This window comes from Pantoea sp. EKM10T (assembly GCF_011800685.1).
GTDB classification, from domain to species: domain Bacteria; phylum Pseudomonadota; class Gammaproteobacteria; order Enterobacterales; family Enterobacteriaceae; genus Pantoea; species Pantoea agglomerans.
The window spans coordinates 169,878-196,196 of sequence record NZ_JAALEU010000007.1; the positions used below are offsets into that span (position 1 = coordinate 169,878).

Genomic DNA, 26,319 nt, shown 5'->3' on the forward strand with positions numbered 1-26,319 from the left:
GCGTGGCGCTAAGCGCCGACCCTGTTTTTATTGATCTGTTTTTGCTGTGCTGCGTTCACGGCGGGCGGACGTGCCCCGCCGTGCGGCATCCCTGCAGGATAGTTCGGCGAATGGTTCGCCGGTCAGATATTTCCGTTTTTTTCGCGTTCTGCGACTTCGGCGTTCAGCTCTTCCAGCTTTGCCGCCATCAGTTCGCGACAGTGGGTCGCCAGCTTACGCACCGACGACGACTCGAAAGCCTTTACATCAATCGGTGGCATCATCTCAACGATTACCAGCCCGTTTTTCCAGCGATTGAGGTTGATCTTGCCATGCGTGTTAGAGACCACAATCGGAATGATCGGCACACCCGCCGCCACAGCGGCGTGAAAGGCACCGGTTTTAAACGGCAGCAGGCCACGGCCACGACTGCGCGTTCCTTCCGGGAACATCCAGATGGAGATGCGCTTACTGTTAAACTCATCTACCAGCTGACCTATCGTGCCGCGTGCTTTTGCACGGTCATCGCGATCGATCAGCAGGTTACCGGTCAGCCAGTAGAGCAGGCCAAAAAACGGCACCCACAACAGGCTCTTCTTGCCCACCGTCACCGTACAGGGCTGCACCATTTTAGCCGCGGTGACCATGTCGTAGTTGTTCTGATGGTTCGCGATGTAGATCGCATTACCATAATTCTCAGCACCTTCCGGTCTGCGCAGTTCTACTTTAAGGCCAAATACCGTCGACAGTTTGCCGAACAGATGGCCAAATGTGGCGACATGACGCGGATTGCGCGGTGAAAACAGACACCAGATACAGCCAGATATACAGACTAAGATCGAATAGATGACCACAATAATGGCACGCAGAATCAGTAACATAGTTCCCTCATTGAGCCACGGCTGACGCGGTGTCAGCCGGGTAGTTTACGCTTCGCTATCCGGGCTCGCCGGACGCGCAGGCGCATCCAGTTCAACACGATCAATTTTTTGCAGGCCGCGCGGTAACAGCGTGCCGCGACGTCCGCGATCGGCGCGGAATTTTTGTAGCTCTTCACTGCGCAGCAGCATTTTACGCTTGCCTACGTGCAGCGTGATAGCGCTGCCCGGCGGTAAAATCATCAGCCAGGCCAGTTTGTCCTGACCGGCGGCCGCTTCCGCGGATGGAATCGAGATGATTTTGTTGCCCTTGCCTTTCGACATCTGCGGCAGCTCCCCGACCGGGAACATCAGCATCCGTCCCGCCTGGGTGATCGCCAGCAGCATGTCATCTTCATGATGGACGGCCATCGGCGTCATCACACGGGCGTTTTCCGGCAGCGTCAGCAGCGCTTTACCGGCGCGGTTGCGCGACACCAGATCGCTGAAGGTACAGATAAAGCCGTAACCCGCATCAGAGGCCATCAGCAGGCGCTGATCATCCGGCTCCATCAGCACCTGTTCAACTACCGCACCCGGCGGTGGCGTCAGCTTGCCGGTCAGCGGCTCGCCCTGCCCGCGCGCTGAAGGCAGCGACGTCGGATCCAGAGTGTAGCTGCGGCCGGTGGAGTCGATAAAGGCCACCGGCTGATTGCTCTTGCCGCGTGCCGCAGCCAGATAGCTGTCGCCCGCTTTGTAGCTGAGTCCGGCTGGATCGATATCGTGGCCTTTGGCGCTGCGCACCCAGCCCATCTGCGACAGCACAATGGTCACCGGTTCAGACGGCACCAGCTCGGTTTCGCTCAGGGCTTTGGCTTCTTCACGCTCACGCAGCGGCGAGCGACGATCGTCGCCGTAGCTGGCGCTGTCAGCCTGTAACTCTTTTTTCAGCAGGGTGTTCATCTTGCGTTCAGAGGCCAGCGTGGCCTGCAGCTGATCGCGCTCTTTTTCCAGCTCCGCCTGCTCGCCACGGATCTTCATCTCTTCCAGTTTTGCCAGGTGGCGCAACTTCAGTTCAAGGATCGATTCGGCCTGGGTTTCGCTGATGCCAAAGCGAGACATCAGGACCGGCTTAGGCTCATCCTCAGTACGGATGATCTCGATCACTTCATCGATGTTCAGGAACGCAACCAGCAAACCTTCCAGGATATGCAGGCGGCGCAGCACGCGATCCAGGCGGTGATTCAGACGACGTTTGACCGTATCTCGGCGGAACACCAGCCATTCGGTCAGGATCTCATGCAGGTTTTTCACCGCCGGGCGGTTATCCAGCCCGATCATGTTGAGGTTAACGCGGTAGCTCTTTTCCAGATCGGTGGTGGCGAACAGATGGTTCATCACCTGATCGAGATCGACGCGGTTGGAGCGCGGAACGATCACCAGGCGGGTCGGGTTCTCGTGATCCGATTCATCACGCAGATCCTCCACCATCGGCAGCTTTTTATTGCGCATCTGGTTCGCAATCTGCTCCAGCACGCGCGCGCCCGACACCTGATGCGGCAGCGCGGTGATCACCGCCTCGCCCTCTTCCTTCTTCCAGACTGCACGCTGGCGAATCGAACCGCGACCGGTCTGATAGATTTTGCGGATTTCATCACGCGGCGTGATGATCTCCGCCTCTGTAGGATAATCAGGCCCCTGGACAATATCCAGCAGCTGTTCCAGCGTGGTTTTCGGCGAGTCGATCAGTGCGATGGCGGCCTGAGCCACTTCGCGCAGGTTGTGCGGCGGAATATCGGTCGCCATACCCACGGCAATCCCGGTGGTGCCGTTCAGCAGAATATTGGGCAGGCGCGCCGGTAACATCTTCGGCTCCTGCAGCGTGCCATCAAAGTTCGGCTGATAATCGACCGTCCCCTGACCCAGCTCACCCAGCAGCAGCTCGGCATATTTCGACAGGCGGGATTCGGTGTAACGCATCGCCGCGAATGACTTGGGATCATCCGGTGCCCCCCAGTTACCCTGGCCATCGACCAGCGGATAACGGTAGGAGAACGGCTGCGCCATCAGCACCATCGCTTCATAGCAGGCGCTGTCGCCGTGCGGATGGTATTTACCCAGCACGTCACCTACGGTACGCGCCGATTTTTTGAATTTTGCGCTGGCGCTCAGTCCCAGTTCGGACATGGCGTAGACGATACGTCGCTGAACCGGCTTTAATCCGTCACCAATGTAAGGCAGGGCGCGGTCCATGATGACGTACATCGAATAGTTTAAGTACGCATTCTCGGTGAATGTGTGCAGGGCAAGACGCTCTGCACCATCCTGAGTCAGTTCACTCATTAATTTCTCATCCTCACATCGTGGCCCACAACGGCGGGACACCCGGCGGTGGTTTGGCGAGGATAGTACCTTATTCGCTGGTGTTAGTCACAGGGGAAGCGCGGGAGAGCAGGCGTCCCGCCGCGCGATTTTATGTGCCGGAGGCACGCCGGATTCAGACCGGCAAGTGTCTGACCTCTCTGCGGAAGTGGATCAGGGCTTTGCGCCCATCCACTGGCGGGCAATGTCACGATATTCGCCGGTGGCGGTGCTGAGATGCAGCCACTGATCGACATAGAGCTTCCAGCTGATATCGTCACGCGGAATCATGTAAGCCTTCTCGCCATACTGCAGCGGTTTGTAGGGATTGATCGCGCAGAGCGTCGGGTAATGTTGCTGCTGAAAACGCGCTTCAGAGGCATCGGTGATCATCACATCCGCCTTGTTGTCCACCAGTTGCCGGAAGATGGTGACGTTATCGTGGAACAGCGTCAGTGAGGCCTTTGGCAGGTGGCTGTGCACAAAGGCTTCGTTGGTGCCGCCTGCCGGTTCAATCAGCCGCACGTCAGGCCGGTTGAGCTGTTCGATGGTCTGGAAGCGATCTTTATCGCTGCAGCGCACCAGCGGGATTTTGCCATCCACATCCAGCGGCCGGGCGAACCAGGCGGTCTGCTGGCGTTTCAGCGTGACGGAGACGCCGCCGACGGCGATATCACACTGCTTTGCCAGAAAATCGGGCATCAGGTTTTTCCAGCTGGTTGGCACCCACTCCACTTTCGCGCCGAGCGAGGTAGCCAGCGCGTTCGCCATGCTGATATCCAGCCCTTCATACTGACCATCGGGTCGCAGGTAGCTGTAAGGCTTGTAATCACCGGTGGTGCAGACCTTAAGCGTTTTAGAACTGAGGATGGTGTCGAGATGAGATTGTGCCTGGACAGCATTGCTGGCCAGCAGCAAAGCGAAGACTATTTTTTTCATTTTGCGTTTTTCTTTAATTGTTTTCATGGTGAGTTTGCCTGCCGATGGTGCCATAAACCGGCGCATTGTTGCTTCCACAGCAAAAGTGTTGTGATCAACCTCCCATTTTTCTGCGACCGCAGCGCGCGTAAGCTAAGCGCCATATTCAGGAAATGAGGCAAACAATTCATGAGCAAGATTTTAATTATCGATGGCGGCAAAACCTTTGCCCACTCTAAAGGCGAACTGAACCACACGCTGACCGACGTTGCGGCCAGCCAGCTGCGTGACATGGGGCATGAGGTGTCTGTGACCCTGGCTGACAGCGACTACGTGGTCGCCGATGAAGTGCAGAAATATGTCGATAGCGATGTGGTGATTTATCAGATGCCAGGCTGGTGGATGGGCGAGCCGTGGACCGTGAAGCGTTATATCGATGAAGTCTTTACCGAAGGCCACGGCTCGCTCTACGCCAGCGATGGCCGTACCCGTTCTGATGCGGCAAAGAAATATGGTTCCGGCGGTCTGCTGCAGGGCAAAAAATATATGCTGTCGCTGACATGGAATGCGCCGCTGCAGGCCTTTACCGACCCGGAGCAGTTCTTTGAAGGCGTCGGCGTCGACGGTCTTTATCTGCACTTCCACAAAGCCAACCAGTTCCTGGGTATGGAAGCGCTGCCGACCTTTATCTGCAACGATGTGATTAAAGCGCCGGACGTGCCACGCGATATTGCCGCTTATCGGACCCATCTTAGTCGCGTTTTTGCGTAAGATGGCTGGGGGACACCCCCTATTTTCCCACGAAAGAGGAATTCGCGAATGTTAACAGTCGTTGCTGAAATTTGTGTCAAACCCGGTCGCCGTCAGGCCGTGCTGGATGCGGTGAAAAAACTGATCCCGCTGGTTTTAGAAGAAGAAGGCTGCCATCAGTATGACGCGCTGCTGGACCATCAGGCGCAGGTGCCGTGGAAACAGAACTCGCCGGACTCCATTTTTATGCTGGAACAGTGGGAAACGCTGCGTCATCTGGAGCAGCATCAGCAGATGCCGCACATGGATGCGCATCGCGCCATCATTAAAGATGATGTGGTGGATGTGAAGATTCTGGTGCTGGAACCCAGCGCCTGATTCGTGCTGAAGGCTTAACCCCTTTTCGGTAAACGGGGTCAGGCTGCTGACAACCTCAAACCTGAGTGCCTCTGGCAGCAATGAATTAGCTCAACGCGAAGGGAACACGGTCAGAAGAGGAAAGCGTCCCGCGCCAGGGATGGCGCGGGTAGAGCGACCAGGGACTGGCTTGAGCGCCTTTCCGATCTGACCGTGTTCCCTGTGCAAGCACAATCTCACAGCGAATCCGGCCAGACTTGCCAGCATCTCCAAACCCCTGCCCTATGACAGGGGTTTTTTATTATGGCAGGAGAGATCATAGCAGCTGACGCCGATCAATCTCGGTGCGGAGAAAATCCAGAAAGCAGCCGATGCGCGAAGAGAGTGTGGTGTTGCGGTAATAGACCGCATGCACCGGCAACCGCAGCTCGCGGGTTTCAGCGGGGAGAACCGGCACCAGCCGGCCTGCCGCGCAATCTTCCCGGCTGACAAAGTCGGAGAGGCGTGCGATCCCCTGTCCTGCCAGCGCCAGCTGCCGGATGGTTTCGCCGCTGGAGGCAGAGATTGTGGGCTTAATGCGCATGAAATCGCCATCAGGCTGCCAGATCGGCCAGACGTTGTGCGCCTCAAGATGGCTGAAGCCGATGATTTGATGCTGCGCGAGATCGGCCACGCTCTGCGGGGTGCCCGCTTTCGCCAGATAGGCCGGACTGGCCATCAGCCGGATCGCACTGCTGCCAAGCATCCGGGCGCGCAGCGTAGAGTCGCGCAGTTCGCCGATGCGAATGGCAATGTCCGTTTGCTGCTCCAGCAGATCGATCAGGATATCGTCGGTATTCAGTTCAAGCTGGATCAGGGGATAGCGGGCGCGGAAATCGTCCACCAGCGGCACAATCACATGCAGCATAAAAGGGGTGGCGGCGTTTACCCGCAGCCGCCCTGACGGCATCTCGCGCCGCAGGGCTATCTGCTCTTCGGCCTGCTCAACCGAGGCCAGGATCTGTCGCGCATGCTCCAGAAAAACCTGTCCCTCTTCGGTCAGCGCCAGCCGTCGGGTGGTGCGATGCAGCAGGGTGGTCTGCAGCTTGCTCTCCAGCCGGGACAACGCCCGGCTGATGCCCGAACTGGTCTGCGCCAGCTGGGATGCCGCCGCGGTAATAGAACCGCTGTCCACCACCGCCACCCAGGCACGTAACTCTTCCAGGGTAATTTTCACAAGGATTACTGTCTCTGCTCTGAATCTGCCGGGTTCTCCGGGGATGTGCTGGCTGAAGCACAAAGAGAACAGGACGCTTTCGCGTCCTGTTCTTTTACACTTCGATATCGGCCTTGTCGCCTTTTTCCTGCAACCAGTTACGCCGGTCTTCGGAGCGTTTCTTCGCCAGCAGCATATCCATCATGCGCAGCGTCTGGTCGATATCCTCTTCACTGATGGTCAGCTGTACCAGACGGCGGGTATTCGGATCCAGCGTCGTTTCACGCAGCTGCAAAGGGTTCATCTCACCCAGCCCTTTAAAGCGCTGAACGTTAGGTTTGCCCTTTTTGCGTTTCAGCTGCTCCAGCACGCCCTCTTTCTCATCTTCATCCAGCGCGTAGTAGACCTCTTTTCCGAGATCGATACGGTAGAGCGGCGGCATGGCAACGTAGACGTGTCCGTTTCTGACCAGTGAACGGAAATGTTTCACGAACAGGGCACACAGCAGCGTGGCGATGTGCAGACCATCCGAGTCCGCATCCGCCAGAATGCAGATCTTGCCGTAGCGCAGCTGTGAAAGATCTTCGCTGTCGGGATCGATGCCGATCGCCACGGAAATATCATGCACTTCCTGCGACGCCAGCACCTCATCGGAAGAGACTTCCCAGGTGTTCAGGATCTTGCCCTTAAGCGGCATGATCGCCTGATATTCACGATCGCGCGCCTGCTTGGCCGAGCCGCCTGCCGAGTCCCCTTCGACCAGGAACAGTTCTGTTTTATTCAGATCCTGCGCGGTGCAGTCCGCCAGTTTGCCCGGCAGCGCCGGACCGCTGGTGAGCTTTTTACGCACCACTTTTTTGGCTGCCCGCATACGTCGCTGGGCGCTGGAGATCGCCAGCTCAGCCAGCTGCTCTGCGATCTGGATATTCTGGTTCAGCCACAGGCTGAAGGCATCTTTTACCACGCCAGAGACAAAGGCTGCGCACTGACGTGAAGAGAGGCGCTCTTTGGTCTGCCCGGCGAACTGCGGATCCTGCATCTTTACCGACAGCACATAGGCGCAGCGATCCCAGATATCTTCAGCGGAGAGCTTCACGCCACGCGGCAGAATATTGCGGTATTCGCAGAACTCGCGCATCGCATCCAGCAGCCCCTGACGCAGGCCGTTGACGTGAGTCCCGCCCTGCATGGTCGGGATCAGGTTAACGTAGCTTTCAGTTAACAGCTCACCGCCTTCCGGCAGCCACAACAGCGCCCAGTCAACCGCTTCCACATCGCCAGCAAAGCTGCCGACAAACGGTTTTTCCGGCAGCGTCGGTAAGCCATTCACCGCTTCGCACAGGTAGTCAGTCAGGCCATCTTCGTAGCACCAGGTCTGTTCGGTATTGTTCAGCTTGTCTTTAAAGACAATCTCAACGCCAGGACAGAGCACCGCTTTGGCTTTCAGCAGATGTGATAAGCGTGACACCGAAAAACGTGGGCTGTCGAAGAAGCTTTCATCGGGCCAGAAATGGACGCGCGTGCCGGTGTTGCGTTTAGCCACCGTGCCGGTAACCGTGAGATCCTGGACTTTGTCGCCATTCTCAAACGCCATGTCATAGATTTCGCCATTACGGCGCACCGTGACTTCGACGCGTTTTGACAGGGCGTTAACCACCGAGATGCCGACGCCGTGCAGGCCGCCCGAGAACTGATAGTTTTTATTGGAGAACTTGCCGCCCGCGTGCAGACGACACAGGATCAGCTCGACGGCAGGCACGCCCTCTTCCGGGTGAATATCCACCGGCATGCCGCGACCATCATCAATAACTTCCAGCGACTGGTCAGCGTGCAGAATCACTTCAACCCGCTTCGCGTGGCCGCCCAGCGCCTCATCGACGCTGTTATCAATCACTTCCTGACCCAAATGGTTGGGTCGCGTCGTATCGGTGTACATCCCCGGGCGACGGCGAACAGGCTCAAGGCCAGTCAGGACCTCAATGGCATCCGCGTTATAGTTAGATTGACTCATCGTAAATGTCTGATTAGAAGGGTGAAATGGGGTGCGATTTCCGCATTACTCAGGGATGATTCAGACCGAGAAAGTCCAGAATCTGCGGGAAATGGCGCTCGAATCCAGTAAATGCATGATTTCCGCCCTCTTCTACCGTGTGACGGCACGCGCTGTAATAGTCGAGCGCCTGACGGTAATCGAGAACTTCATCGCCGGTCTGTTGCAGCAGCCAGAGTAAATCGGGCGCTTCCAGCGGTTCAATCTGCATTACTTTCAGATCGTAAATGTGGCGTGACTCTAACACATATTGCTGGCCGGTGTAGGGATTCTGATTTTCGCCCAGGAAATCCGCCAGCAGCTCAAAAGGCCGCACCGCGGGATTGACGACCACAGCAGGCAGCATAAAGCATTGCGACAGCCAGGTGGCGTAATAACCGCCCAGCGACGAGCCTACCAGCCCCAGCGTTTCGCCACTGCGGCTCAGTACCAGATCTTCCAGCATTGCGGCGGCATCGGCCGGAAACGTCGGCAGCTGGGGCACGATCATTTCGATCTCCGGATGCTGCGCCTCTAACCATTGCCGGAACTGCGTCGCCTTAGCCGACTGCGGCGAGCTGTTAAAACCGTGCAGATAGAGTAATGCCGCCACGCGTCAGTATCCTTCTGAGTCTAAATCGGGACGAAAAGCGTCGGTGTCGAGCCGGTTAACCTCGGTCTCAAGGCCGCCATCCGGATACAGCGTGAACCAGCGCCAGCCCGGTGCCACGGTGTCGATCGTAAAGCTGGTGCAGTGCGGTTTGAACTGAACGCAGGTTGAAGGGGTGGCCAGCACACGACGACCGTGCCACTCAAGATCCAGCTCCTGGTGAATATGACCACAGACCAGCGTCCGGGCTAACGGGTAATGCTGTAACACCGCATCAAGCTGATGTGAGTTGCGCAGGCTGTGCTGATCGAGCCAGGTACAGCCAGAGGCCAGCGGATGGTGGTGCAGCAGGACCAGCGTATGACGTTGCGGATAGCGGGCCAGCGCGTTATCGAGCCACTCCAGCTGATAATCGCTCAGCATCCCGTGCGGCACACCCGAGACCTGGCTGTCCAGCAACACAATCTGCCACTGCTCACCCACCAGCACCTGCTTGTGGGCATTGATATGAGCGGCTGCCAGCGTGTCGAACATCGCGGGCTGAAAATCGTGATTACCGGGCAGCCAGACGCAGGGCCGCGGCAAACGTGAGATGCCCTCAGCAAAATGCTGATAGGCTTCGATAGAGTGATCCTGGGCGAGATCGCCGGTGGCGATAATCAGGTCGTAGTCGCGATGTTGCGCAATAATCGCATCCAGCACCGCTTTATAGCTCGACCAGGTGTTCACCCCAAGCAGCGATTCATGTTTTCCCGCGAACAGGTGGGTATCCGTGATTTGCAAAATCCTGATTTCGGAACCGTTCGCTGCAGGAAGAGTTAGCAGGCTATCCAAAGCGTTTCCTTCGTCTCCACGCCATTTACTGCATTATACGCATCAGCAGACCGGAACTGCCATCGCACCATGTGCCAGGCAGTAGCGCAGCCAGTCTGCGAGAAACTGGTTTATCTGATGTTTTTCATCGCGCTGATGCAATTTTTTATTAGGATAATCATAGCGCGCTTTGAAACGATAGATCTGTTGAGTTGAACACACTTCGGCGACCATCGCATCGTGATAGAGCCTTACCGACATCGAGGGCAGACTCCAGTAACTCACGGCAGGCGCGACCTGGCGGATCTCCACCAGCGTGGTGTAGCGTGTGGACTCCTGGATCGTCAGCTGATAACGGGCGCCACTCACCTGATAGATCACCGATTCTCCCGCCTCATCGTTACGCGGCAGCAGGCGGCGTAACTGGGCGAAATTGGTTTCGCAGAGCCGCATCATTTCGGGAAAGTCAGGGGTATAGCGCTGTTTCATTTTTGTATCCACTCTTCGCGTAGTTTCTCATGGTGCAACGCCAGCCATTGCAGGGCGATGACAGACGCCGCATTGTCAATTATCCCCTCTTCCACCCAGCGGTAAGCCTGTTCGCGGCTTACCACATGGACAAGAATATCCTCATTCTCTTCCTCCAGACCATGGCATCCCTCTGCCTGGCTGGCATCCACTTCCCCAATCAGCACCGACAGACGTTCGCTGGTGCCGCCAGGGCTGGCCAGATAGTTAAGCATGGGCTTAATCCGGCCGACCTCTAATCCTGCTTCTTCAACGGCTTCACGGCGCACGACCTGCTCAACAGATTCACCGGGCTCAATAATGCCGGCGACCATCTCCAGCAGCCAGGGCGAAGCACTGCTGTCATAAGCCGGGATGCGGATCTGTTCAATCAGCACCACTTCATCGCGTAAGGGATCATAAGGTAGCAGCACGGCGGCATGTCCGCGCTCAAAAACTTCGCGCTGTACTTCCCCACTCATTTCGCCGTTAAACTGGCGGTGGCGGAAGCGATAACGTACGACGGAAAAAAAACCATCATAGACGGTTTCGCGTGCAATAATTTCTACATCGTTTTTTGTGAAAGTCACAGGGGATTTTTTTTCTTCCGGCATCATCGGGTTCCTTATGCAGATTGAGGTGGAGCGAAAAAAGCCTGTAACCGTGCTCCATGTAAGTGGTTCTTTCTGAATTATTTACGTAAATTAGGGGGAGAAGGCACGTTCAGCCAACTTATCTCACAGTTGCCCTCTGCTAGAATCGGCGATAATTTTTTGGCTTACCCGGCAGCGCACCCACTGCAATTTGCTGCAACAAAAGGAATGCAAATGAAAAAACTGCTCCCATTTTTTATTGGGCTGAGCCTGGGCGGTTTCAGCTTCGCCAGCCAGGCCGAAGACCTGCTTCAGGTTTATCAACAAGCACGTCTGAGCAACCCGGATCTGCGCAGCGCCGCTGCCGATCGCGATTCTGCCTTTGAGAAAATCAACGAAGCGCGTAGCCCATTATTACCCCAGCTCGGCCTGGGTGCAGACTACACCTATAACAACGGCTATCGCGACAGTAGCGGTCTCCATTCCAACACGACCAGCGGCTCGCTGCAATTAACCCAGACTATTTTCGACATGTCGAAATGGCGCGCACTGACCCTGCAGGAAAAAGCTGCCGGTATCCAGGATGTGACCTATCAGGTGGCGCAGCAGGATCTGATTCTGAACACCGCGACCGCCTACTTCAACGTGCTGAAAGCGATTGATACCCTTTCTTACACCGAAGCGCAGAAACAGTCGATCTATCGCGAACTGGATCAAACTACCCAGCGCTTTAACGTTGGTCTGGTTGCCATTACTGACGTACAGAACGCCCGTGCACAATATGACAGCGTGCTGGCTAACGAAGTGACCGCGCGTAATAACCTCGATAACAACGTGGAAACGCTGCGTCAGATCACCGGCATGGACTACATGTCGCTGGCGTCGCTGAGCATTGATCGCTTCAGAACCGATAAGCCCGAACCGGTCAGCGCGCTGCTTAAGCAGGCGGAAAGCCGTAACCTGTCGCTGCTCTCTGCGCGTCTGAACCAGGATTTAGCCCGTGAGCAGATCCGCTCAGCTGAAGCTGGCCACATGCCGACGCTGGGTCTGACGGCCTCTACCGGCATGTCGAACAGCAAATATGGCGGCAGCCGTGCGAACCAGAGCCAGGGGTCTACTGACTCCATTACCGGTTCTAACCAGGTGGGTCTGAGCTTCTCACTGCCACTCTATAGCGGCGGCAGCGTCACCTCTCAGGTGAAACAGGCGCAGTACAGCTTCGTCAGCGCCAGTGAATCACTGGAAAGCGCGCACCGCTCTGCGGTTCAGACAGTCCGCTCATCGTTTAACAACGTGAATGCTTCTATCAGCAGCATCAACGCTTATAAACAGGCCGTGGTCTCTGCGCAAAGCTCTCTGGATGCGTCAGAAGCGGGCTATCAGGTTGGTACGCGTACTATCGTTGATGTGCTGGATGCAACCACCGTGCTCTACAACGCTAAGCAGCAGCTCTCTGATGCGCGCTATAGCTATCTGATTAACCAGCTGAATATCAGCTATGCGCTGGGTACGCTCAATGAGCAGAGCCTGCAGAAACTGAACAGCCAGCTGGGTAAAGAGATCCCGACCTCACCGGAAACGGTAGCACCGGAAAATGCACAGCAGACCGCGCGCGTGGATAGCGGTCCGGCAGCAACCGGCTCTTCTGAGGCAGCGCGTCCTGCGGCTCGCCACAGCAGCGGTAATCCTTTCGGTAATTAATGAGCGGACGGGCTGCTTTGCGGCCCGTCTCTCTGTTGAACGTATAACTAAGTAAAGATCCCTGTTGTATCAGGCCTCCAGCTTCAATTTTACCCCCCCATCCCCTATTCTATGCGCTACCTTTGGGCACAGGATAATCATAATGAAACGCACAAAATCTATTCGCTATGCCACTTTTCGCAAGAGCTGGCAGGCACGCCATTTAACGCCCGTTGCTATCGCCGTTTCGGCGGTATTTATGCTGGCTGGTTGTGAACAGAACGACGAAACAGTTTCGATGTACCAGAATGCCGATGACTGTTCAAAAGCCAATCCGGGCCAGAGTGCCCAATGTACTACCGCATTCAATGAAGCGAAAAAAGAGGCGGAACGCACCGCGCCAAAATATGCCACGCGTGAAGATTGTGTCGCTGAATTTGGTGAAAACCAGTGTCAGCAGACACCGGCTCAGGCGGGCGTGGGCACCACTAATGCCGAATCGCAGCAGAGTGGCGGCAGCTTCTGGATGCCACTGATGGCAGGTTACATGATGGGTCGCATGATGGGCGGTGGTTCGGGCTTTGCACAGCAACCGCTCTTCTCACCGAAAAATGCCCGCAGCCCGGCCAATGGTCAGTTTGTTGATGCATCAGGCCGTAATTATGGTGCAGCAACATCCGGCAAAAGCATGACCGTGCCGAAAACGGCGCTGGCACCAAAACCGGCTACCACCTCCACCATTACCCGTGGTGGCTTTGGTGAAACCGTCGCGAAGCAGAACAGCATGCAGCGTAGCAGCGCCAGCGGCACTTCCAGCCGCTCAATGGGAGGCTAACGCCCCGATGGAACGCATTGCCATTTCAGAGCGCCCAGGCTGGCGCGAAAAAGCCACCGAGTTCGGTTTTCGTTTTCACACCATGCATGGTGAACCCTACTGGTGTGAAGATGCTTATTATCAGTTCACGCTGGCGCAAATCGAGCATCTGGAAGATGTGACCGCTGAATTACATCAAATGTGCCTGCAGGTGGTGGAAAAAGTGGTTAACAGCGAAGCGCTGCTGGCTAAATTCCGCATTCCTAAACACACCTGGGACTTCGTGCGCGATTCATGGCATCAGCGTCAGCCTTCGCTTTACTCTCGTCTGGATCTCGCCTGGGATGGCAAAGGCGATGTAAAGCTGCTGGAGAACAATGCCGATACGCCGACCTCGCTGTATGAAGCGGCATTTTTCCAGTGGCTGTGGCTGGAGGACCAGCTTAACGCCGGTCAGCTCCCCGCAGGCAGCGATCAGTTTAATAGCCTGCAGGAAAAGCTGATTGAACGCTTCGCCGCGTTACATCAGCAGCACGGCTTCAACTGGCTGCACTTCGCCTGCTGCCGTGATACTGACGAAGATCGCGGCACCGTGCAATATCTTCAGGATTGCGCCACCGAAGCGGGATTGCCGAGTGAGTTTCTCTACATGGATGAAATTGGACTGGGCGAAAAAGGGGAATTTACCGACGCCCAGGATCAGGTGATTAGCAACCTGTTCAAGCTCTATCCGTGGGAATTCATGCTGCGTGAGATGTTCTCCACCAAGCTGGGCGATGCTGGCGTGCGCTGGCTGGAACCGGCCTGGAAAAGCATTATCTCGAATAAAGCCTTGCTGCCGCTGCTGTGGGAGATGTTCCCGAATCACCCTAATCTGCTGCCCGCCTGGTTCGCGGAAGATGACGTGCCGCACATGGACAAATATGTGGTGAAGCCGCTGTTTTCACGTGAAGGTGCCAACATTCGCATCGTGGAAAATGGTCAGGAGATCGCCCGCGTCGATGGGCCGTATGGCGAAGAGGGAATGATCGTCCAGCAGTTCCATCCGCTGCCTAAGTTTGGCGACAGCTATACGCTGATCGGCAGCTGGCTGATTGACGATCAACCGGCCGGTATCGGCCTGCGGGAAGATCGCGACCTGATCACGCAGGATCTTTCCCGTTTCTATCCGCACGCTTTTATCGGTTAATGCACCGCAATAATCTCCGTTTGGTTTAGCGGTTAGACCGAGCCTGCGCAAAGAACACGGTCAGATCGGAAAGACGCAAAAGCCGTCATCCATGACACGCTCGGCCCGCGCCGTCCCTGGCGCGGGACGCTTTCCTCTTCTGACCGTGTTCCCTGCACAATAAGCTCTTCTATGGCTGTCAGCTTCGCCCTAACCTACCTGAACCGACAACATGCTGATCGCCCCCATCTCCATGCCATCAACCGGAATGCTGATGGCGTCATCCGGCTGACGTGCGCCAAGTACATAGAGCAGCGGCAGATAGTGCTCAGGTGTCGGATTAGAAAGCGCCGCACCAGGATGATCCATAAAGTTAACCAGCGGATGAGAAGCAGCATCGCTCTGCACCGCCAGGTTATCGCGGACGAACTGTTCAAAACTGCTGGCCCATGGATAAACTTCGTTGTTGCCATCCCAGCGCACTTTACGCAGGTTATGTACCACGTTGCCGCTGGCGACAATCATCACGCCCTGATTGCGCAGTGCAGCCAGTTTCTGACCCATCTCAAAGTGCCATGCCGCAGGTTTGGTGCCATCAATGCTTAGCTGGACCACCGGAATATCGGCCTCCGGATACATCTTGATCAGCACACCCCAGGAACCATGATCCAGTCCCCACTCGTGATCCAGCGTCACCGCAACGGGCGCTAACTGCTCCACCAGCTGCTGCGCCAGTTCAGGCGATCCCGGAGCCGGATAGCGCGTATCAAACAGCGCCTGCGGAAAGCCCCCAAAATCATGAATGGTCTCAGGCTGTGCCATTGCCGTCACGGCGGTGCCGCGCGTATACCAGTGCGCCGAAACCGCAATAATCGCGCGTGGACGTGGCAGAGTATCGCCCAGGTGACGCCACGCGGCGGTATAGCGATTCTCTTCAAGGGCATTCATCGGGCTGCCGTGACCCAAAAACAGCGCTGGCATTCGTAACTGGCTCATTCGTGATCCCCGGGATCGAGTATTTGATAGCCATTACGATACGCGCATCCGCTGCTTTATCACGCGGATAACCATGATGGTGATCATCAGGAAATTTGAATGAAATTTAACGTGGCCGGTTTAACAGGGTTTTCGGCATGAAGGAGAGAGGAGAAGTCAGCGGTCAGGCCGCGCCATTCCGGGTATCAGGAAGAAAAACAGGCCCGGGAGGGGCCTGTTTATCGCAGCAGCCAGATTAGCTGGCGTGGCGTGTTTCGTGCGCGCGACGCCAGGCGATCAGATCTTCAATGGTTACCACCGGCATGTTGTGCTGACGGGCGAACGCAATCGCTTCTGGCGCATGGGCCATGGTGCCATCGTCGTTGGTCAGTTCGCACAGCACACCTGCGGGCTTAAAGCCGGCCAGGGTGACTAAATCAATAGTCGCTTCGGTATGCCCGCCACGGGTTAATACGCCGCCTTCGCTGGCACGCAGCGGGAAGACATGACCAGGGCGATGCAGATCGGTGGGTTTGGCATTGTCGGCAATGGCGGCGCGGATGGTGGTAATACGATCCTGCGCGGAGACGCCCGTGGTGACGCCTTCTGCGGCCTCAATGGTCACGGTGAAGCCAGTGCCGAAAGAGCTGGTGTTGTTTTCCACCATCATTGGCAGATCGAGCTGCTGGCGACGCGCTTCGGTCAGGCAAAGGCAGACGATGCCGCTGCCGTGACGGATAGTCAGTGCCATCTGTTCAACGGTCATGGTTTCTGCGGCGAAGATCATGTCGCCTTCGTTTTCGCGATTTTCATCGTCGAGTACCATCACACCGCGTCCCTCACGCAGGGCGGCGATAGCACGTTCTACACGCTGTTCAGGCGTGCCAAATTCAGAAAGTAGCGTCTGATTCATGGTAATAAAAACCTTAAAATGTATGGGTTACCAGAATCAGGGCGTGCTTAGGAGTGACGTCAAAAAGACGTGGCAATAACGTGAAGCAGACACAATTGTCCGACAGATGTCGTTACCCTCTCCCATCCGGACTGTAACCGTCGGCCCCGGAATTACACCGGATCTGCTGACCTTTACCTCTCTTTTCATCAAGATAAAGCGCTCGCGGGCTTTCAGCCGAAGCTGATTTACCGCCGGTGGGGAATTGCGCCCCGCCCTGAGAATAAGCACTTTAACTATAACGCCGATCGTTTGAGGCGGCAATCATCAATAGCGCAATTGCTTTTGCATTTCCTGCGTTACCGATTTGAGGTTTATCCTTTTCATTTCTGGCATTACACTTAACACTTATTACGTTGGTAAACACGCTGACACAGCTCCCCGTAACCAGGAAATCATCATGATCGACACGAAAAAAATTGAACAACTTGCCCGTCAGGTTCACGAAGCGATGCCTAAAGGTGTTCGTGAGTTTGGTGATGATGTCGAAAAGAAAATTCGTCAGGTTCTTCAGGCGCAGCTGACCCGGATGGATCTGGTCAACCGTGAGGAGTTTGATGTGCAGACGCAGGTATTACTGCGTACACGTGAGAAGCTGGCGGCGCTGGAGCAGCGTCTGGCGCAGCTTGAAAGTCAGGGTTCATCAGCCGGTACGCCGCCGACGGCAACCGCACCAGTAACACCTGCTGCGGCGACCACACCATCAGCCGCCGTAGCGACCTCACCTGCAGCCTCGCCGTCACCGATTGCGGACGTGGTGAAGCCTGTTGCGGACAACAAGCCAGAATAAGCCTTTAAGCGGGAGCGCGGCTCCCGCTTACGCCGCGCTTTAGCTGCCGCGGATGGTTTTGATAATGTTGGTAGTGGAGATACCATCTTCGAAGTTCAGCACCTGAACGTCGCCGCCATTTGCCCACACTTCTTTGCTGCCCGCGATATCTTCCGGCTTGTAATCTCCCCCTTTGACCAGCAGGTCAGGGAGAATGCCCGCAATCAGCCGCTGCGGCGTATCCTCTTCAAATACCACCACCCAGTCGACTGCTTCCAGCGCGCCCAGCACGATCATCCGGTTTTCCTGCGGATTCACCGGACGGCTTTCGCCTTTCAGACGTTTAGTCGATGCATCGCTGTTCACCGCGACAATCAGTCGATCGCCGAGCTTGCGGGCATTTGCCAGGTAGGAGACATGACCGGCATGCAGAATGTCGAACACGCCGTTGGTCATCACCACTTTTTCGCCTCGGCGGCGGGCCATCTCAACGGCGGCTTTTAACTGCGCTTCGGTCATGATGCCGAAACCCTGTTCCGGGCGGGCATGAATCGCATTTTCCAGCTCAACGGTGCTGACGGTGGACGTACCCAGTTTACCCACCACCACACCCGCAGCCGCGTTGGCCAGGAAACAGGCTTCTTCCAGCGAATCACCGGCCGCTAATGCCGCCGCCAGCACGCCAATCACCGTATCGCCCGCACCGGTCACGTCATAGACTTCCTGTGCCTGGGTGGGCAGATGCAGAGGCGCTTTGCCCGGCTGCAGCAGCGTCATGCCATTTTCTGAACGGGTCACCAGCAGCGCGGAGAGGTCAAAATCGGCGATCAGCTGGGTGCCGCGCGCCACAATTTCCTCTTCGTTTTTGCATTTACCGACCACGGCTTCAAATTCAGAGAGGTTCGGCGTCAGCAGCGTCGCGCCACGGTAGCGCGCAAAATCGGTGCCTTTCGGGTCGATTAATACCGGTACGCCCGCTTCGCGCGCCAGAGTAATCATGGTCTGCACGCTGGAGAGCGCGCCTTTGGCATAATCGGACAGCACCAGCGCACCCGCGGCAGCCAGTGAATCACGCATTTTCTGGTGAATCGGCTCCGGATCGACCTGATCAAAGCCCTCTTCAAAATCGAGGCGGATCAGCTGCTGATTACGGGAAAGCACGCGCAGTTTGGTAATGGTCGGATGGCTTTTGATCGCCACGAAGTCACAATGCACGTTGACGTCTTTCAGCGTGTTACTCAACACACGCGCCGCATCATCTTCGCCAGTCAGGCCAATCAGTCGCGACGCGGCACCGAGTGCTGCAATGTTCATCGCCACGTTTGCCGCGCCGCCAGGGCGCTCTTCAACCGTGTCCACTTTCACCACCGGAACCGGCGCTTCAGGGGAGATACGGCTGGTTGGGCCATACCAGTAACGATCCAACATTACATCGCCAACAACCAGCACTGAGGCTTGGCCGAACGCGGGCAGAGTCACTTTCATTCCAGACACTCCAGACTGCATTAAAAATAGTGCGCGGATGATAGCACAGTTGCGATTTGTGCTATCAGCATCACGCCAGGATAGACGCAGGCGTTATCAGCCAGCGCTGCCAGCTGCTCAGAACCGTCTGCCGCTCCGCTGCATAGGCCTCTGGCTCAACGTGGCCGGGCTGTTCCTGCAGGGCGCGATGGTGCAATGCGTCGCGCAGCGTCACATAAGCCTGCGTCAGCGCCTGTGCTTCATCGGCGGGCATTTTATGGTACTTCGCCATCAGCTCGAAAATGCGCACATTGTCAGACCAGCGCGTCAGTTCAGGCTGCTCAGCGGCGTAGCGTAAGACAAGATATTGGGCGATGAATTCAATATCGGTGATGCCGCCCGCGTCGGCTTTAATATCCCAGCGACCTTTATGTTTGTTGCTGAGGTGAGCGCGCATCTTTTCACGCATCTCACGCACTTCAGTTTGCAGCGCTTCGGCGGCACGTGGCAGCGACAGAATCGCCTGACGAATCACGCTGAAACGTTCACCCAGTGCCGCCTCGCCAAAGACGACGCGTGCCCGGACCAGCGCCTGATGCTCCCAGGTCCAGGCTTCACTGCGCTGATACTCTTCAAAGGCCTCAAAGGTACTCACCAGCATGCCCGCCGCGCCCGAAGGGCGCAGGCGCGCATCCACTTCATAGAGAATGCCGGAGGAGGTGCGGGTACTGAAGAGATGCATGATGCGCTGGGCGAGGCGCAGATAGAACTGACGGCCATCGATGCTGCGCTCCCCTTCTGTCACCGCATCTGCCGGGCAGTCATGCAGGAACACCAAATCGAGGTCAGAACTGTAACCCAGCTCCCAGCCCCCCAGTTTGCCGTAGCCCAGCACGGCAAAACCGCGTTCATGTTCATTACTCAGATGCGAAGGACGGCCGTAACGCTGCACCATCATATTCCACGCCTGGCGCACCACAGATTCGATAATCGCTTCTGCCAGCCAGGTGAGATGATCGCTGACTTTCATCACCGGCAGCGTTCCGGCGATGTCGGCGGCAGCAATACGCAGATGCTGTGCCTGCTTAAACTGCCGCACCGCTTCCAGCTGCTGCTCTTCGTCCTCGGTAGGGATGCGCAGCAGATATTGTCGCAGCTCATCGCGATAGGCATCGGTGGCGGTTGGCTGATAGAGCGTGGCGGGATCGAGCAGTTCATCCAGCAATAAGGGATGACGCGCCAGCTGGCTGGCTACCATCGGTGAGGCGGCGCACAGGCGAATTAAGTGGCGCAGCGCACCGTGATATTCGGTCAGCAGCTCCAGATAGGTGCTGCGGGTCAATACGCCGATCAGCAGCGGCGTCAGGCGGCCGAGCGTCACCGCCGCATCTTCACGCGGGCAGACTTCGCTCAGCAGACGCGGCATCAGCTGGTCCAGCGCCTGACGGCCACGCGGGCCGATGGTGCGCCGGTTGATATCCTGACGAAACGCCTCCAGCGTCTGGTGCAGCGTAATCCGCTGCTCGTCACTGAGCTGCGGCACCAGCGGCGCCAGTTCGCTATCCTCCAGCTGGTCCTGCCACAGCACCTGAAACTCTGCCAGCTCACGCTGATCGCCAATCTCAGGGGTATCTTCGCCAATCAGCTCGTCGAAGATGGCGCGCACCGCCGCCATCTGGCCGTCGAGCCGGGTCATCAGAGCAGGCCAGTCGGCACAATCCATCGCCCACGCCAGCCGGGCGCGATGCAGTTCATCCTCTGGCAGGGTCTGGGTCTGCTCGTCCCCCAGGCTTTGCAGCAGATTCTCCAGCCGCCGCAGAAACAGGTAGGCAACACGCAACGCATCGACCTGTTCCGCGGGCAGCAGGGCCAGGGTTTTGATCGCCTCCAGCGTCGGCAGCAGTGAGCGCAGCTGTAACGAGCGCTCACGCCCGCCGCGAATCAGCTGGAATACCTGCACGATAAATTCGGTTTCACGGATGCCGCCCGCGCCCAGTTTGATATTGTTCTTCAGCCCACGTCGCCGCACTTCGCGGCTGATCATCCCTTTCATGTTACGCAGTGACTGGATCACGCTGAAGTCGATGTAGCGGCGGTAAACGAATGGCCGCAGCATCTGCTGCAGCTCCAGGCTCCAGCGATCGTGGTCATCACCCATCAGCCGCGCCTTGACCATGGCGTAACGCTCCCAGTCGCGTCCCTGCTCCTGGTAATAATCTTCCAGCGCGGCAAAGCTCATCACCAGCGGGCCGCTGTCGCCAAACGGGCGCAGACGCATATCCACCCGATAGACAAAACCATCCATGGTGGGTTGATCCAGCACTTTAATCAGCCGCTGTCCCATGCGGGTAAAGAACTGAGCGTTGTCGAGTTCACGCCGTCCGCCACGCGTTGTGCCGTTTTCCGGCCAGGCAAAAATCAGGTCAATATCAGAAGAAAAATTGAGTTCGCCGCCGCCCAGCTTGCCCATGCCCAGAATCAGCATCGGCTGCGCGTCGCCGTCCGCATTACAGGGCGTACCAAAATCACGACAGCAATCCTGATAAACCCAGTCACGCGCCCGGCTGATCAGCACTTCGGCTAATGCGCTGAGCTGTTGCAGGCTCTGTTCGGTTGTGGCGTGCTGCAGAGACTGCATCCAGGCGATGCGTACCAGCATACGGCGACGAAACAGCCGCAGTTCACGCATCAGGCTCGCTTCACTGTCGATGCCGCTAAGCGCCTGATTGAGCCACGCAGAGTAGTGTTGCCACTCATCAGGCTGCGGCGGCTGGTCGAGCATCGCCTGCCACCAGTCGGGATGTTGTTGCAGGTTTTCCAGCACAAAATCGCTGAAAGCCAGACCGGCAGCCTGCTCCGGGCTTAACGAAGCCAGCGGAACCCCAAGCTGTCGGGCGGCCTCTTCGGCCTGGTCGCGTAGCAACGCGGGAAGTGCTGACAACATAACTCCCTCCTTGATGGCGTGACGGAATACCCGTTAGCGACCAGCGCCGCTGGTGAGCCAGAACGGAGGCTGTTTCAGCGCCTGCATCGCCAGCCAGGCTAACCCGGACGTCTGTTTTTCATGAATTGCCGACAGCAGTTGTTGCCACGGGTCGAGCCAGCTCACGACCGCCTCAGACGGATAGAATCCCGCCAGCAGGTGGACGGTAAGCAATTGACGCGCCAGACGGGTGGCTTTGTCCTGATACTCGTTGGGTTGTTTTACCGTGATGAACGTTTCTCTCAGATCGGCATTGACGCGGCTCAGCATAATGTCGCTGAAGCGTTTATAGGACCCCTGCAGCTTGGCTTCCCCTTTGGCATCGATCCACTGACGCCACTGAGATTCAGCCAGCCAGTGTGTCAGCGCCAGCTGCGTCTCAACCGAGAGGGAAGATAAGCAGAAAGTAGCAGCATCCTGCTCTTCATTCACCAGCGTCTCTTCCAGCGTAGTCAGCTGCTGACGCAGCGCACTACTGGCTTTACGCGGCACCAGCGCACCAAACAGGCTGAACGCCTGACGCAGCAGATCCAGCGCTTCGCGCACCGCATCCTGGGCCGCCGCATTGCCGCGCAGCCAGACTTCTTCATGATATTGCCAGTGATGAAGTCCTGCCGACATCGCGGCCACCATGCCCTGCTCTACGGTGGCTTTGGCGCCCGCTTTCAGCAGCGGGAAAGGCTGTATCTGGCGCGGCGGATTACCCTGCGCCAGCTGATAGCCGCGGGCAGCTTTGCTCAGGCTGCCCATACGCAGACCGCCCAGCGCCACCAGCTGCTGTGCGAAGGCCAGCAGATCCTGGCGTTCGCCACGTTTCAGCTCCAGCTCGATCTCGCACAGCGGTTCGCTGAGATCACCTGCCGTGACCCCGCCCTGATCAAACGCCACTTCAATTTCACTGTTGCCTGTGGTGATCAGCCAGATCTCGCGCTGGAAATGGGTGGTGAACAGGGGCTGCAAGCGCGGCTGCAACGCCGCGACATCGGTGCCCTGCGGCCAGATCTCTGCCGGCAGGCGTGCAATGTCCAGAACCGGTTCGCTGAGCTCAACGTTGTATTCCGGGCGCTGATGCAGTCCGCCGAGCGTCTGCCCCGCCGCTTTCAGCGTCATTTCATAACGCTGGTCTACGCCGCGGATACGCAATCCCATATCCCAGCGTCGTAGCTGGTTGTCGTCGGTTTCAAAGTAGATGTTGGTCAGCTCGCGAGCAGCCTGATGCTGATGCGGCAGAGTGGAGAGCAGTTCAGCCAGTTTCCCGGCCGCCTGTGGAGTTGCAATGAACTTTAGTTCGATTTCGATGGTCATAATTTTTTATTCACTACGCCGCTGGCACTTAAGAGGGTGTTTCCTGCATATTTCAGGCGATTATCAGCAGGTTACTCAAGCTGTCGCCTGGAGGGCAAGGGGTTATCAGGCGAAGATTAATGCACAGAAGCCGCGCTGTCTCTGCTTTCTTTGCTCTTTCGCAGACCTTTTCGCACTCTCATGAGACCAGGATAGTTCTCATTCAGATTTATGCGAGGCCTCTCCAGACTGTGCCGGTAAATTTTTAGTCAGACTAAGCCAAACGAAATCGAATGAAAAAAATTACTCTCGCTGGACTCACTTTGCTGGCCCTTAGCACCCTTGCACCTGCCCATGCCGAAGAAAAACGCTATGTTTCTGATGAACTTTCAACCTGGGTTCGCAGTGGACCGGGCGATCAGTTTCGCCTGCTCGGTAAGCTGAACGCCGGGGAAGAGGTGCAGCTGTTACAGACCAACAATGACACGCATTATGGCCAGATCCGTGATTCGGAAGGCCGCACCACCTGGATCCCCCTGTCGCAGCTCAGTGCTAATCCGAGCCTGCGCACCCGGGTGCCTCAGCTTGAGCAGCAGGTGAAAGATCTGACTGCCAAACTGGATAACATCGACAACAGCTGGAACCAGCGCACGGCTGAGATGCAGAACAAAGTCGCCAGCAGCGACGGCGTTATCAACGGGCTGAAAGGCGAGAATCAGAAGCTGAAAAATGAGCTGATCGTCGCGCAGAAGAAAGTCAGCGCCGCTAACGTTCAGCTGGATGATAAGCAGCGCACCATCATCATGCAGTGGTTTATGTATGGCGGCGGCGTGCTGGGCGTCGGCCTGCTGCTGGGCCTGTTACTGCCGCACATGCTGCCGCGCCGTAAGAAAAGCGATCGCTGGATGAACTGACACCATTTAGCCGGATTTGAGCAGGGGATCGCAGGATCCCCTTTTTGGCATGTCTGCAATCCGGGGAATCTGTGCAACAATAAAATGATATGCACCGCTGATTTCAGGCGCGGGACGCGCCCGGCGTGCAGGCCATTTCTTTTTCTCTGGAGTTTTGCGTGAAGACGTTTCTTGTTGGCGGTGCGGTGCGTGATGCGCTGCTGAATCTGCCGGTTACAGACAAAGATTGGGTGGTGACAGGTTCCACGCCCGAAGCCATGCTTGAGCAGGGCTATCACCAGGTCGGTCGCGATTTTCCCGTTTTCCTGCATCCCGTCAGTCGCGAAGAATATGCGCTGGCACGTACCGAGCGGAAAAACGGGAAAGGCTACACCGGTTTTGTCACCTGGTCCGCGCCCGACGTGACGCTGGAGCAGGACTTACAACGCCGCGATCTGACCATCAATGCGATTGCGCAGGATGAAAACGGTGAGCTGGTCGATCCTTATAATGGCCAGCGTGATATTGCCCTGCGCCTGCTGCGTCACGTCTCTGACGCCTTCAGTGAAGATCCGCTGCGGGTACTGCGCGTTGCGCGCTTTGCGGCGCGTTTTGCCCATCTCAACTTTCGTATTGCCCCCGAAACCCAGCTGCTGATGCAGCAGATGGCCGAAAGCGGCGAGCTGTCGAATCTCACTGCTGAGCGGGTGTGGAAAGAGACGGAAAAGGCGCTGAGTTCCCGTAATCCGCAGGTCTATTTTCAGGTCCTGCGCGACTGCGGTGCATTGCAGGTGCTGTTTCCTGAGCTGGATAATCTGTTTGGTATTCCTGCGCCGATTAAGTGGCACCCGGAAATCGATACCGGCGTCCATACGCTGATGACACTGGCGATGGCCGCCGCCCTTTCCAGTGAGATCGAGGTGCGCTTCGCCACGCTGTTCCATGACGTCGGCAAGGCGCTGACGCCGCCTGAGTTGTGGCCCAGCCACCACGGTCATGGCCTGGCCGGCGTTCCCCTGGTCGGGGCGCTGTGCCAGCGACTGCGGGTGCCAAATGCGATTCGCGATCTGGCGCTGATTGTGACCGAATTTCACGACGTGGTGCACACCATTGAACGGCAATCTGCCGCGTCGCTGGTAGCACTGTTTGACCGAATCGATGCCTGGCGTAAGCCACAGCGCGTTGAGCAGATGGCGCTGACCAGTGAAGCGGATGCGCGCGGGCGAGCCGGACTGGAGAGCATGCCTTATCCGCAGGGCGACTATCTGCGTCGTGCTTTTGCACTGGCGCAGGCGGTGCCGACCAAAGCGGTGGTCGAAGCGGGATTTAAAGGTGCAGAAGTGCGGGAAGAGTTGACGCGACGACGGATTGACGCCGTCGCGCAGGGTCTGGCGATTACGCAGCCTGACTAGCAGGCTGCGTGGGCTTTACATGAAGACCATGTAAACCGCGGCTGCCACAATAAAGCGGTAGATCGCGAACGAGACAAATGAGATGCGTTTGATCAGCTGAAGGAAGGCTTTAATCGCAATCAGCGCCACGATAAACGCCGTGACAAAGCCCACCGCAAACATCGGGAAATCCGCCATCGTCAGGAAGCCGATGCTCTTGTACAAATCCAGTACGGTTGCACCCATCATCATTGGCACTGCCAGGATGAAGGAGAACTCCGACGCAGCATAGCGGCTCACGCCCATCAGCATGCCACCGGAGATGGTTGCACCGGAACGTGAGAAGCCCGGCCACAGCGCTAAGCACTGGAAACAGCCAATCATCAACGCCTGACGATAGGTAATATCATCGACGCCCACCGCTTTCGGCTGTTTCGGCTTAAGGTACTCAGCTGCCAGCAGCAGCACACCCCCTACCACCAGGGCGTACATCACGTTGATCGGATTAAACAGCGTTTTGATCTGATCGTGCAGCACCAGACCCACGACCACCGCCGGTACCATACCCAGCAGGATATGGATCAGCGACAGACGGCCAGTGCCGACGCCTTCATGTTTGACTTCGCCAAAGTGGATGCCGATCAGGCCAAACAGACGGCGCCAGAACATCACTACTACAGCCAGAATCGATCCTAACTGGATCACAACTTCAAAGGTCTCGGCTTTTTCACCCTCAAAGCCCAGCAGGTGACCCACTATAATCATGTGCCCTGTGGAAGAGACCGGTAAAAATTCGGTCAGCCCTTCCACAACGCCCAGGATTGCAGCTACCCAAAGCTGATGAATATCTGCCATCAAATGTTTCCTCTATCCGTTTCAAAACCATTAAAAAGGCGGTAGCGCGTGGCTATCGCCTGAAATCATGCCGCTATCAGCCTGAATTAAACCTTAAGGTCTACACCATTTCGCCTGCTGTA

Annotated in this window: 23 protein-coding genes and 1 riboswitch; of the genes, 8 read left to right on the top strand and 15 right to left on the bottom strand. The window is 56.9% G+C overall.

Annotated features, from left to right (window positions below; translation table 11 throughout):
* Positions 1-122 precede the first annotated feature (122 nt).
* The 3 genes from HFD95_RS14880 to HFD95_RS14890 all read right to left on the bottom strand — a co-directional run bounded on the left by HFD95_RS14880 (position 123) and on the right by HFD95_RS14890 (position 4,190).
* Positions 123-860, bottom strand: a complete 738-nt coding sequence (locus tag HFD95_RS14880) for a 1-acylglycerol-3-phosphate O-acyltransferase (protein ID WP_167430418.1) — start codon at positions 858-860, stop codon at positions 123-125.
* Positions 861-905: 45 nt separating this feature from the next.
* Positions 906-3,179: a DNA topoisomerase IV subunit A gene (gene parC / locus HFD95_RS14885; RefSeq protein ID WP_010671122.1), complete on the bottom strand. Its 2,274-nt coding sequence runs from the start codon at positions 3,177-3,179 to the stop codon at positions 906-908.
* A gap of 192 nt (positions 3,180-3,371) precedes the next feature.
* The gene (locus HFD95_RS14890) at positions 3,372-4,190 is read right to left on the bottom strand and encodes a transporter substrate-binding domain-containing protein (RefSeq protein WP_167430419.1); all 819 of its coding nucleotides are present in this window, start codon (positions 4,188-4,190) and stop codon (positions 3,372-3,374) included.
* Positions 4,191-4,304: 114 nt separating this feature from the next.
* On the opposite strand from HFD95_RS14890, the gene HFD95_RS14895 reads away from it, so the two are divergent.
* Both HFD95_RS14895 and HFD95_RS14900 read left to right on the top strand, forming a co-directional pair.
* Positions 4,305-4,886: an NAD(P)H-dependent oxidoreductase gene (locus HFD95_RS14895; RefSeq protein WP_010249028.1), complete on the top strand. Its 582-nt coding sequence runs from the start codon at positions 4,305-4,307 to the stop codon at positions 4,884-4,886.
* Positions 4,887-4,934: 48 nt separating this feature from the next.
* Positions 4,935-5,243 carry a putative quinol monooxygenase gene (locus tag HFD95_RS14900; RefSeq protein WP_010249029.1) on the top strand — a complete coding sequence of 103 codons (309 nt, stop codon included), beginning with the start codon at positions 4,935-4,937 and terminating at the stop codon, positions 5,241-5,243.
* A gap of 295 nt (positions 5,244-5,538) precedes the next feature.
* Here HFD95_RS14900 and HFD95_RS14905 read toward each other — a convergent pair whose 3' ends face one another.
* The 6 genes from HFD95_RS14905 to nudF form a co-directional block, all read right to left on the bottom strand.
* Positions 5,539-6,438 carry a LysR substrate-binding domain-containing protein gene (locus HFD95_RS14905; protein ID WP_010671124.1) on the bottom strand — a complete coding sequence of 300 codons (900 nt, stop codon included), beginning with the start codon at positions 6,436-6,438 and terminating at the stop codon, positions 5,539-5,541.
* Positions 6,439-6,532: 94 nt separating this feature from the next.
* Positions 6,533-8,428, bottom strand: coding sequence for a DNA topoisomerase IV subunit B (gene parE, locus HFD95_RS14910; protein WP_010249031.1), 1,896 nt, complete (start codon positions 8,426-8,428; stop codon positions 6,533-6,535).
* 49 nt (positions 8,429-8,477) lie between these two features.
* Positions 8,478-9,059 carry an esterase YqiA gene (yqiA, locus tag HFD95_RS14915; protein WP_010249032.1) on the bottom strand — a complete coding sequence of 194 codons (582 nt, stop codon included), beginning with the start codon at positions 9,057-9,059 and terminating at the stop codon, positions 8,478-8,480.
* A 3-nt stretch (positions 9,060-9,062) separates the two neighbouring features.
* Complete coding sequence (gene cpdA / locus HFD95_RS14920; RefSeq protein WP_022623882.1) at positions 9,063-9,890, bottom strand: 3',5'-cyclic-AMP phosphodiesterase; 828 nt, start codon at positions 9,888-9,890, stop codon at positions 9,063-9,065.
* Between the two features lie 42 nt (positions 9,891-9,932).
* On the bottom strand, positions 9,933-10,358 hold the full coding sequence (locus tag HFD95_RS14925; RefSeq protein WP_008925735.1) for a DUF1249 family protein: 426 nt from the start codon (positions 10,356-10,358) through the stop codon (positions 9,933-9,935).
* Entirely contained in the window at positions 10,355-10,990 is a 636-nt protein-coding gene (gene nudF / locus HFD95_RS14930) for an ADP-ribose diphosphatase (protein ID WP_010671126.1), read from the bottom strand. Before nudF ends, HFD95_RS14925 begins: the two co-directional genes overlap by 4 nt.
* A 213-nt stretch (positions 10,991-11,203) precedes the next feature.
* Here nudF and tolC point away from each other — a divergent pair, with 213 nt between their 5' ends.
* The 3 genes from tolC to HFD95_RS14950 all read left to right on the top strand — a co-directional run bounded on the left by tolC (position 11,204) and on the right by HFD95_RS14950 (position 14,652).
* Positions 11,204-12,670 (top strand): outer membrane channel protein TolC, encoded by a 1,467-nt coding sequence (gene tolC, locus HFD95_RS14940; protein WP_010249035.1) that lies wholly within the window; start codon positions 11,204-11,206, stop codon positions 12,668-12,670.
* A 142-nt stretch (positions 12,671-12,812) separates the two neighbouring features.
* Complete coding sequence (locus tag HFD95_RS14945; RefSeq protein WP_167430420.1) at positions 12,813-13,484, top strand: DUF1190 family protein; 672 nt, start codon at positions 12,813-12,815, stop codon at positions 13,482-13,484.
* A gap of 7 nt (positions 13,485-13,491) precedes the next feature.
* On the top strand, positions 13,492-14,652 hold the full coding sequence (locus HFD95_RS14950; protein WP_033769850.1) for a glutathionylspermidine synthase family protein: 1,161 nt from the start codon (positions 13,492-13,494) through the stop codon (positions 14,650-14,652).
* A gap of 189 nt (positions 14,653-14,841) precedes the next feature.
* On the opposite strand, the gene ygiD is transcribed toward HFD95_RS14950, so the two are convergent.
* Positions 14,842-15,627, bottom strand: a complete 786-nt coding sequence (gene ygiD, locus HFD95_RS14955; protein ID WP_061703108.1) for a 4,5-DOPA dioxygenase extradiol — start codon at positions 15,625-15,627, stop codon at positions 14,842-14,844.
* Between the two features lie 235 nt (positions 15,628-15,862).
* Complete coding sequence (ribB, locus tag HFD95_RS14960; RefSeq protein ID WP_022623886.1) at positions 15,863-16,519, bottom strand: 3,4-dihydroxy-2-butanone-4-phosphate synthase; 657 nt, start codon at positions 16,517-16,519, stop codon at positions 15,863-15,865.
* Between the two features lie 110 nt (positions 16,520-16,629).
* Positions 16,630-16,787, bottom strand: a riboswitch (FMN riboswitch).
* Between the two features lie 171 nt (positions 16,788-16,958).
* On the opposite strand from ribB, the gene HFD95_RS14965 reads away from it, so the two are divergent.
* Positions 16,959-17,348, top strand: a complete 390-nt coding sequence (locus tag HFD95_RS14965) for an accessory factor UbiK family protein (RefSeq protein ID WP_167430421.1) — start codon at positions 16,959-16,961, stop codon at positions 17,346-17,348.
* Between the two features lie 39 nt (positions 17,349-17,387).
* Here HFD95_RS14965 and hldE read toward each other — a convergent pair whose 3' ends face one another.
* The 3 genes from hldE to HFD95_RS14980 all read right to left on the bottom strand — a co-directional run bounded on the left by hldE (position 17,388) and on the right by HFD95_RS14980 (position 23,079).
* Positions 17,388-18,812: a bifunctional D-glycero-beta-D-manno-heptose-7-phosphate kinase/D-glycero-beta-D-manno-heptose 1-phosphate adenylyltransferase HldE gene (hldE, locus tag HFD95_RS14970; RefSeq protein WP_167430422.1), complete on the bottom strand. Its 1,425-nt coding sequence runs from the start codon at positions 18,810-18,812 to the stop codon at positions 17,388-17,390.
* A gap of 70 nt (positions 18,813-18,882) precedes the next feature.
* A complete protein-coding gene (glnE, locus tag HFD95_RS14975; protein ID WP_163843884.1) occupies positions 18,883-21,735 on the bottom strand; it encodes a bifunctional [glutamate--ammonia ligase]-adenylyl-L-tyrosine phosphorylase/[glutamate--ammonia-ligase] adenylyltransferase in 2,853 nt (950 codons plus the stop codon).
* Between the two features lie 33 nt (positions 21,736-21,768).
* Entirely contained in the window at positions 21,769-23,079 is a 1,311-nt protein-coding gene (locus HFD95_RS14980; protein ID WP_167430423.1) for an inorganic triphosphatase, read from the bottom strand.
* A 272-nt stretch (positions 23,080-23,351) separates the two neighbouring features.
* Between HFD95_RS14980 and HFD95_RS14985 the strand changes: the two genes are divergently transcribed.
* Both HFD95_RS14985 and HFD95_RS14990 read left to right on the top strand, forming a co-directional pair.
* On the top strand, positions 23,352-23,972 hold the full coding sequence (locus HFD95_RS14985) for a TIGR04211 family SH3 domain-containing protein (RefSeq protein ID WP_010671133.1): 621 nt from the start codon (positions 23,352-23,354) through the stop codon (positions 23,970-23,972).
* A gap of 158 nt (positions 23,973-24,130) precedes the next feature.
* On the top strand, positions 24,131-25,363 hold the full coding sequence (locus HFD95_RS14990) for a multifunctional CCA addition/repair protein (protein ID WP_167430424.1): 1,233 nt from the start codon (positions 24,131-24,133) through the stop codon (positions 25,361-25,363).
* Positions 25,364-25,378: 15 nt separating this feature from the next.
* On the opposite strand, the gene bacA is transcribed toward HFD95_RS14990, so the two are convergent.
* On the bottom strand, positions 25,379-26,197 hold the full coding sequence (gene bacA, locus HFD95_RS14995) for an undecaprenyl-diphosphate phosphatase (RefSeq protein WP_010671134.1): 819 nt from the start codon (positions 26,195-26,197) through the stop codon (positions 25,379-25,381).
* Positions 26,198-26,319: the final 122 nt, after the last annotated feature.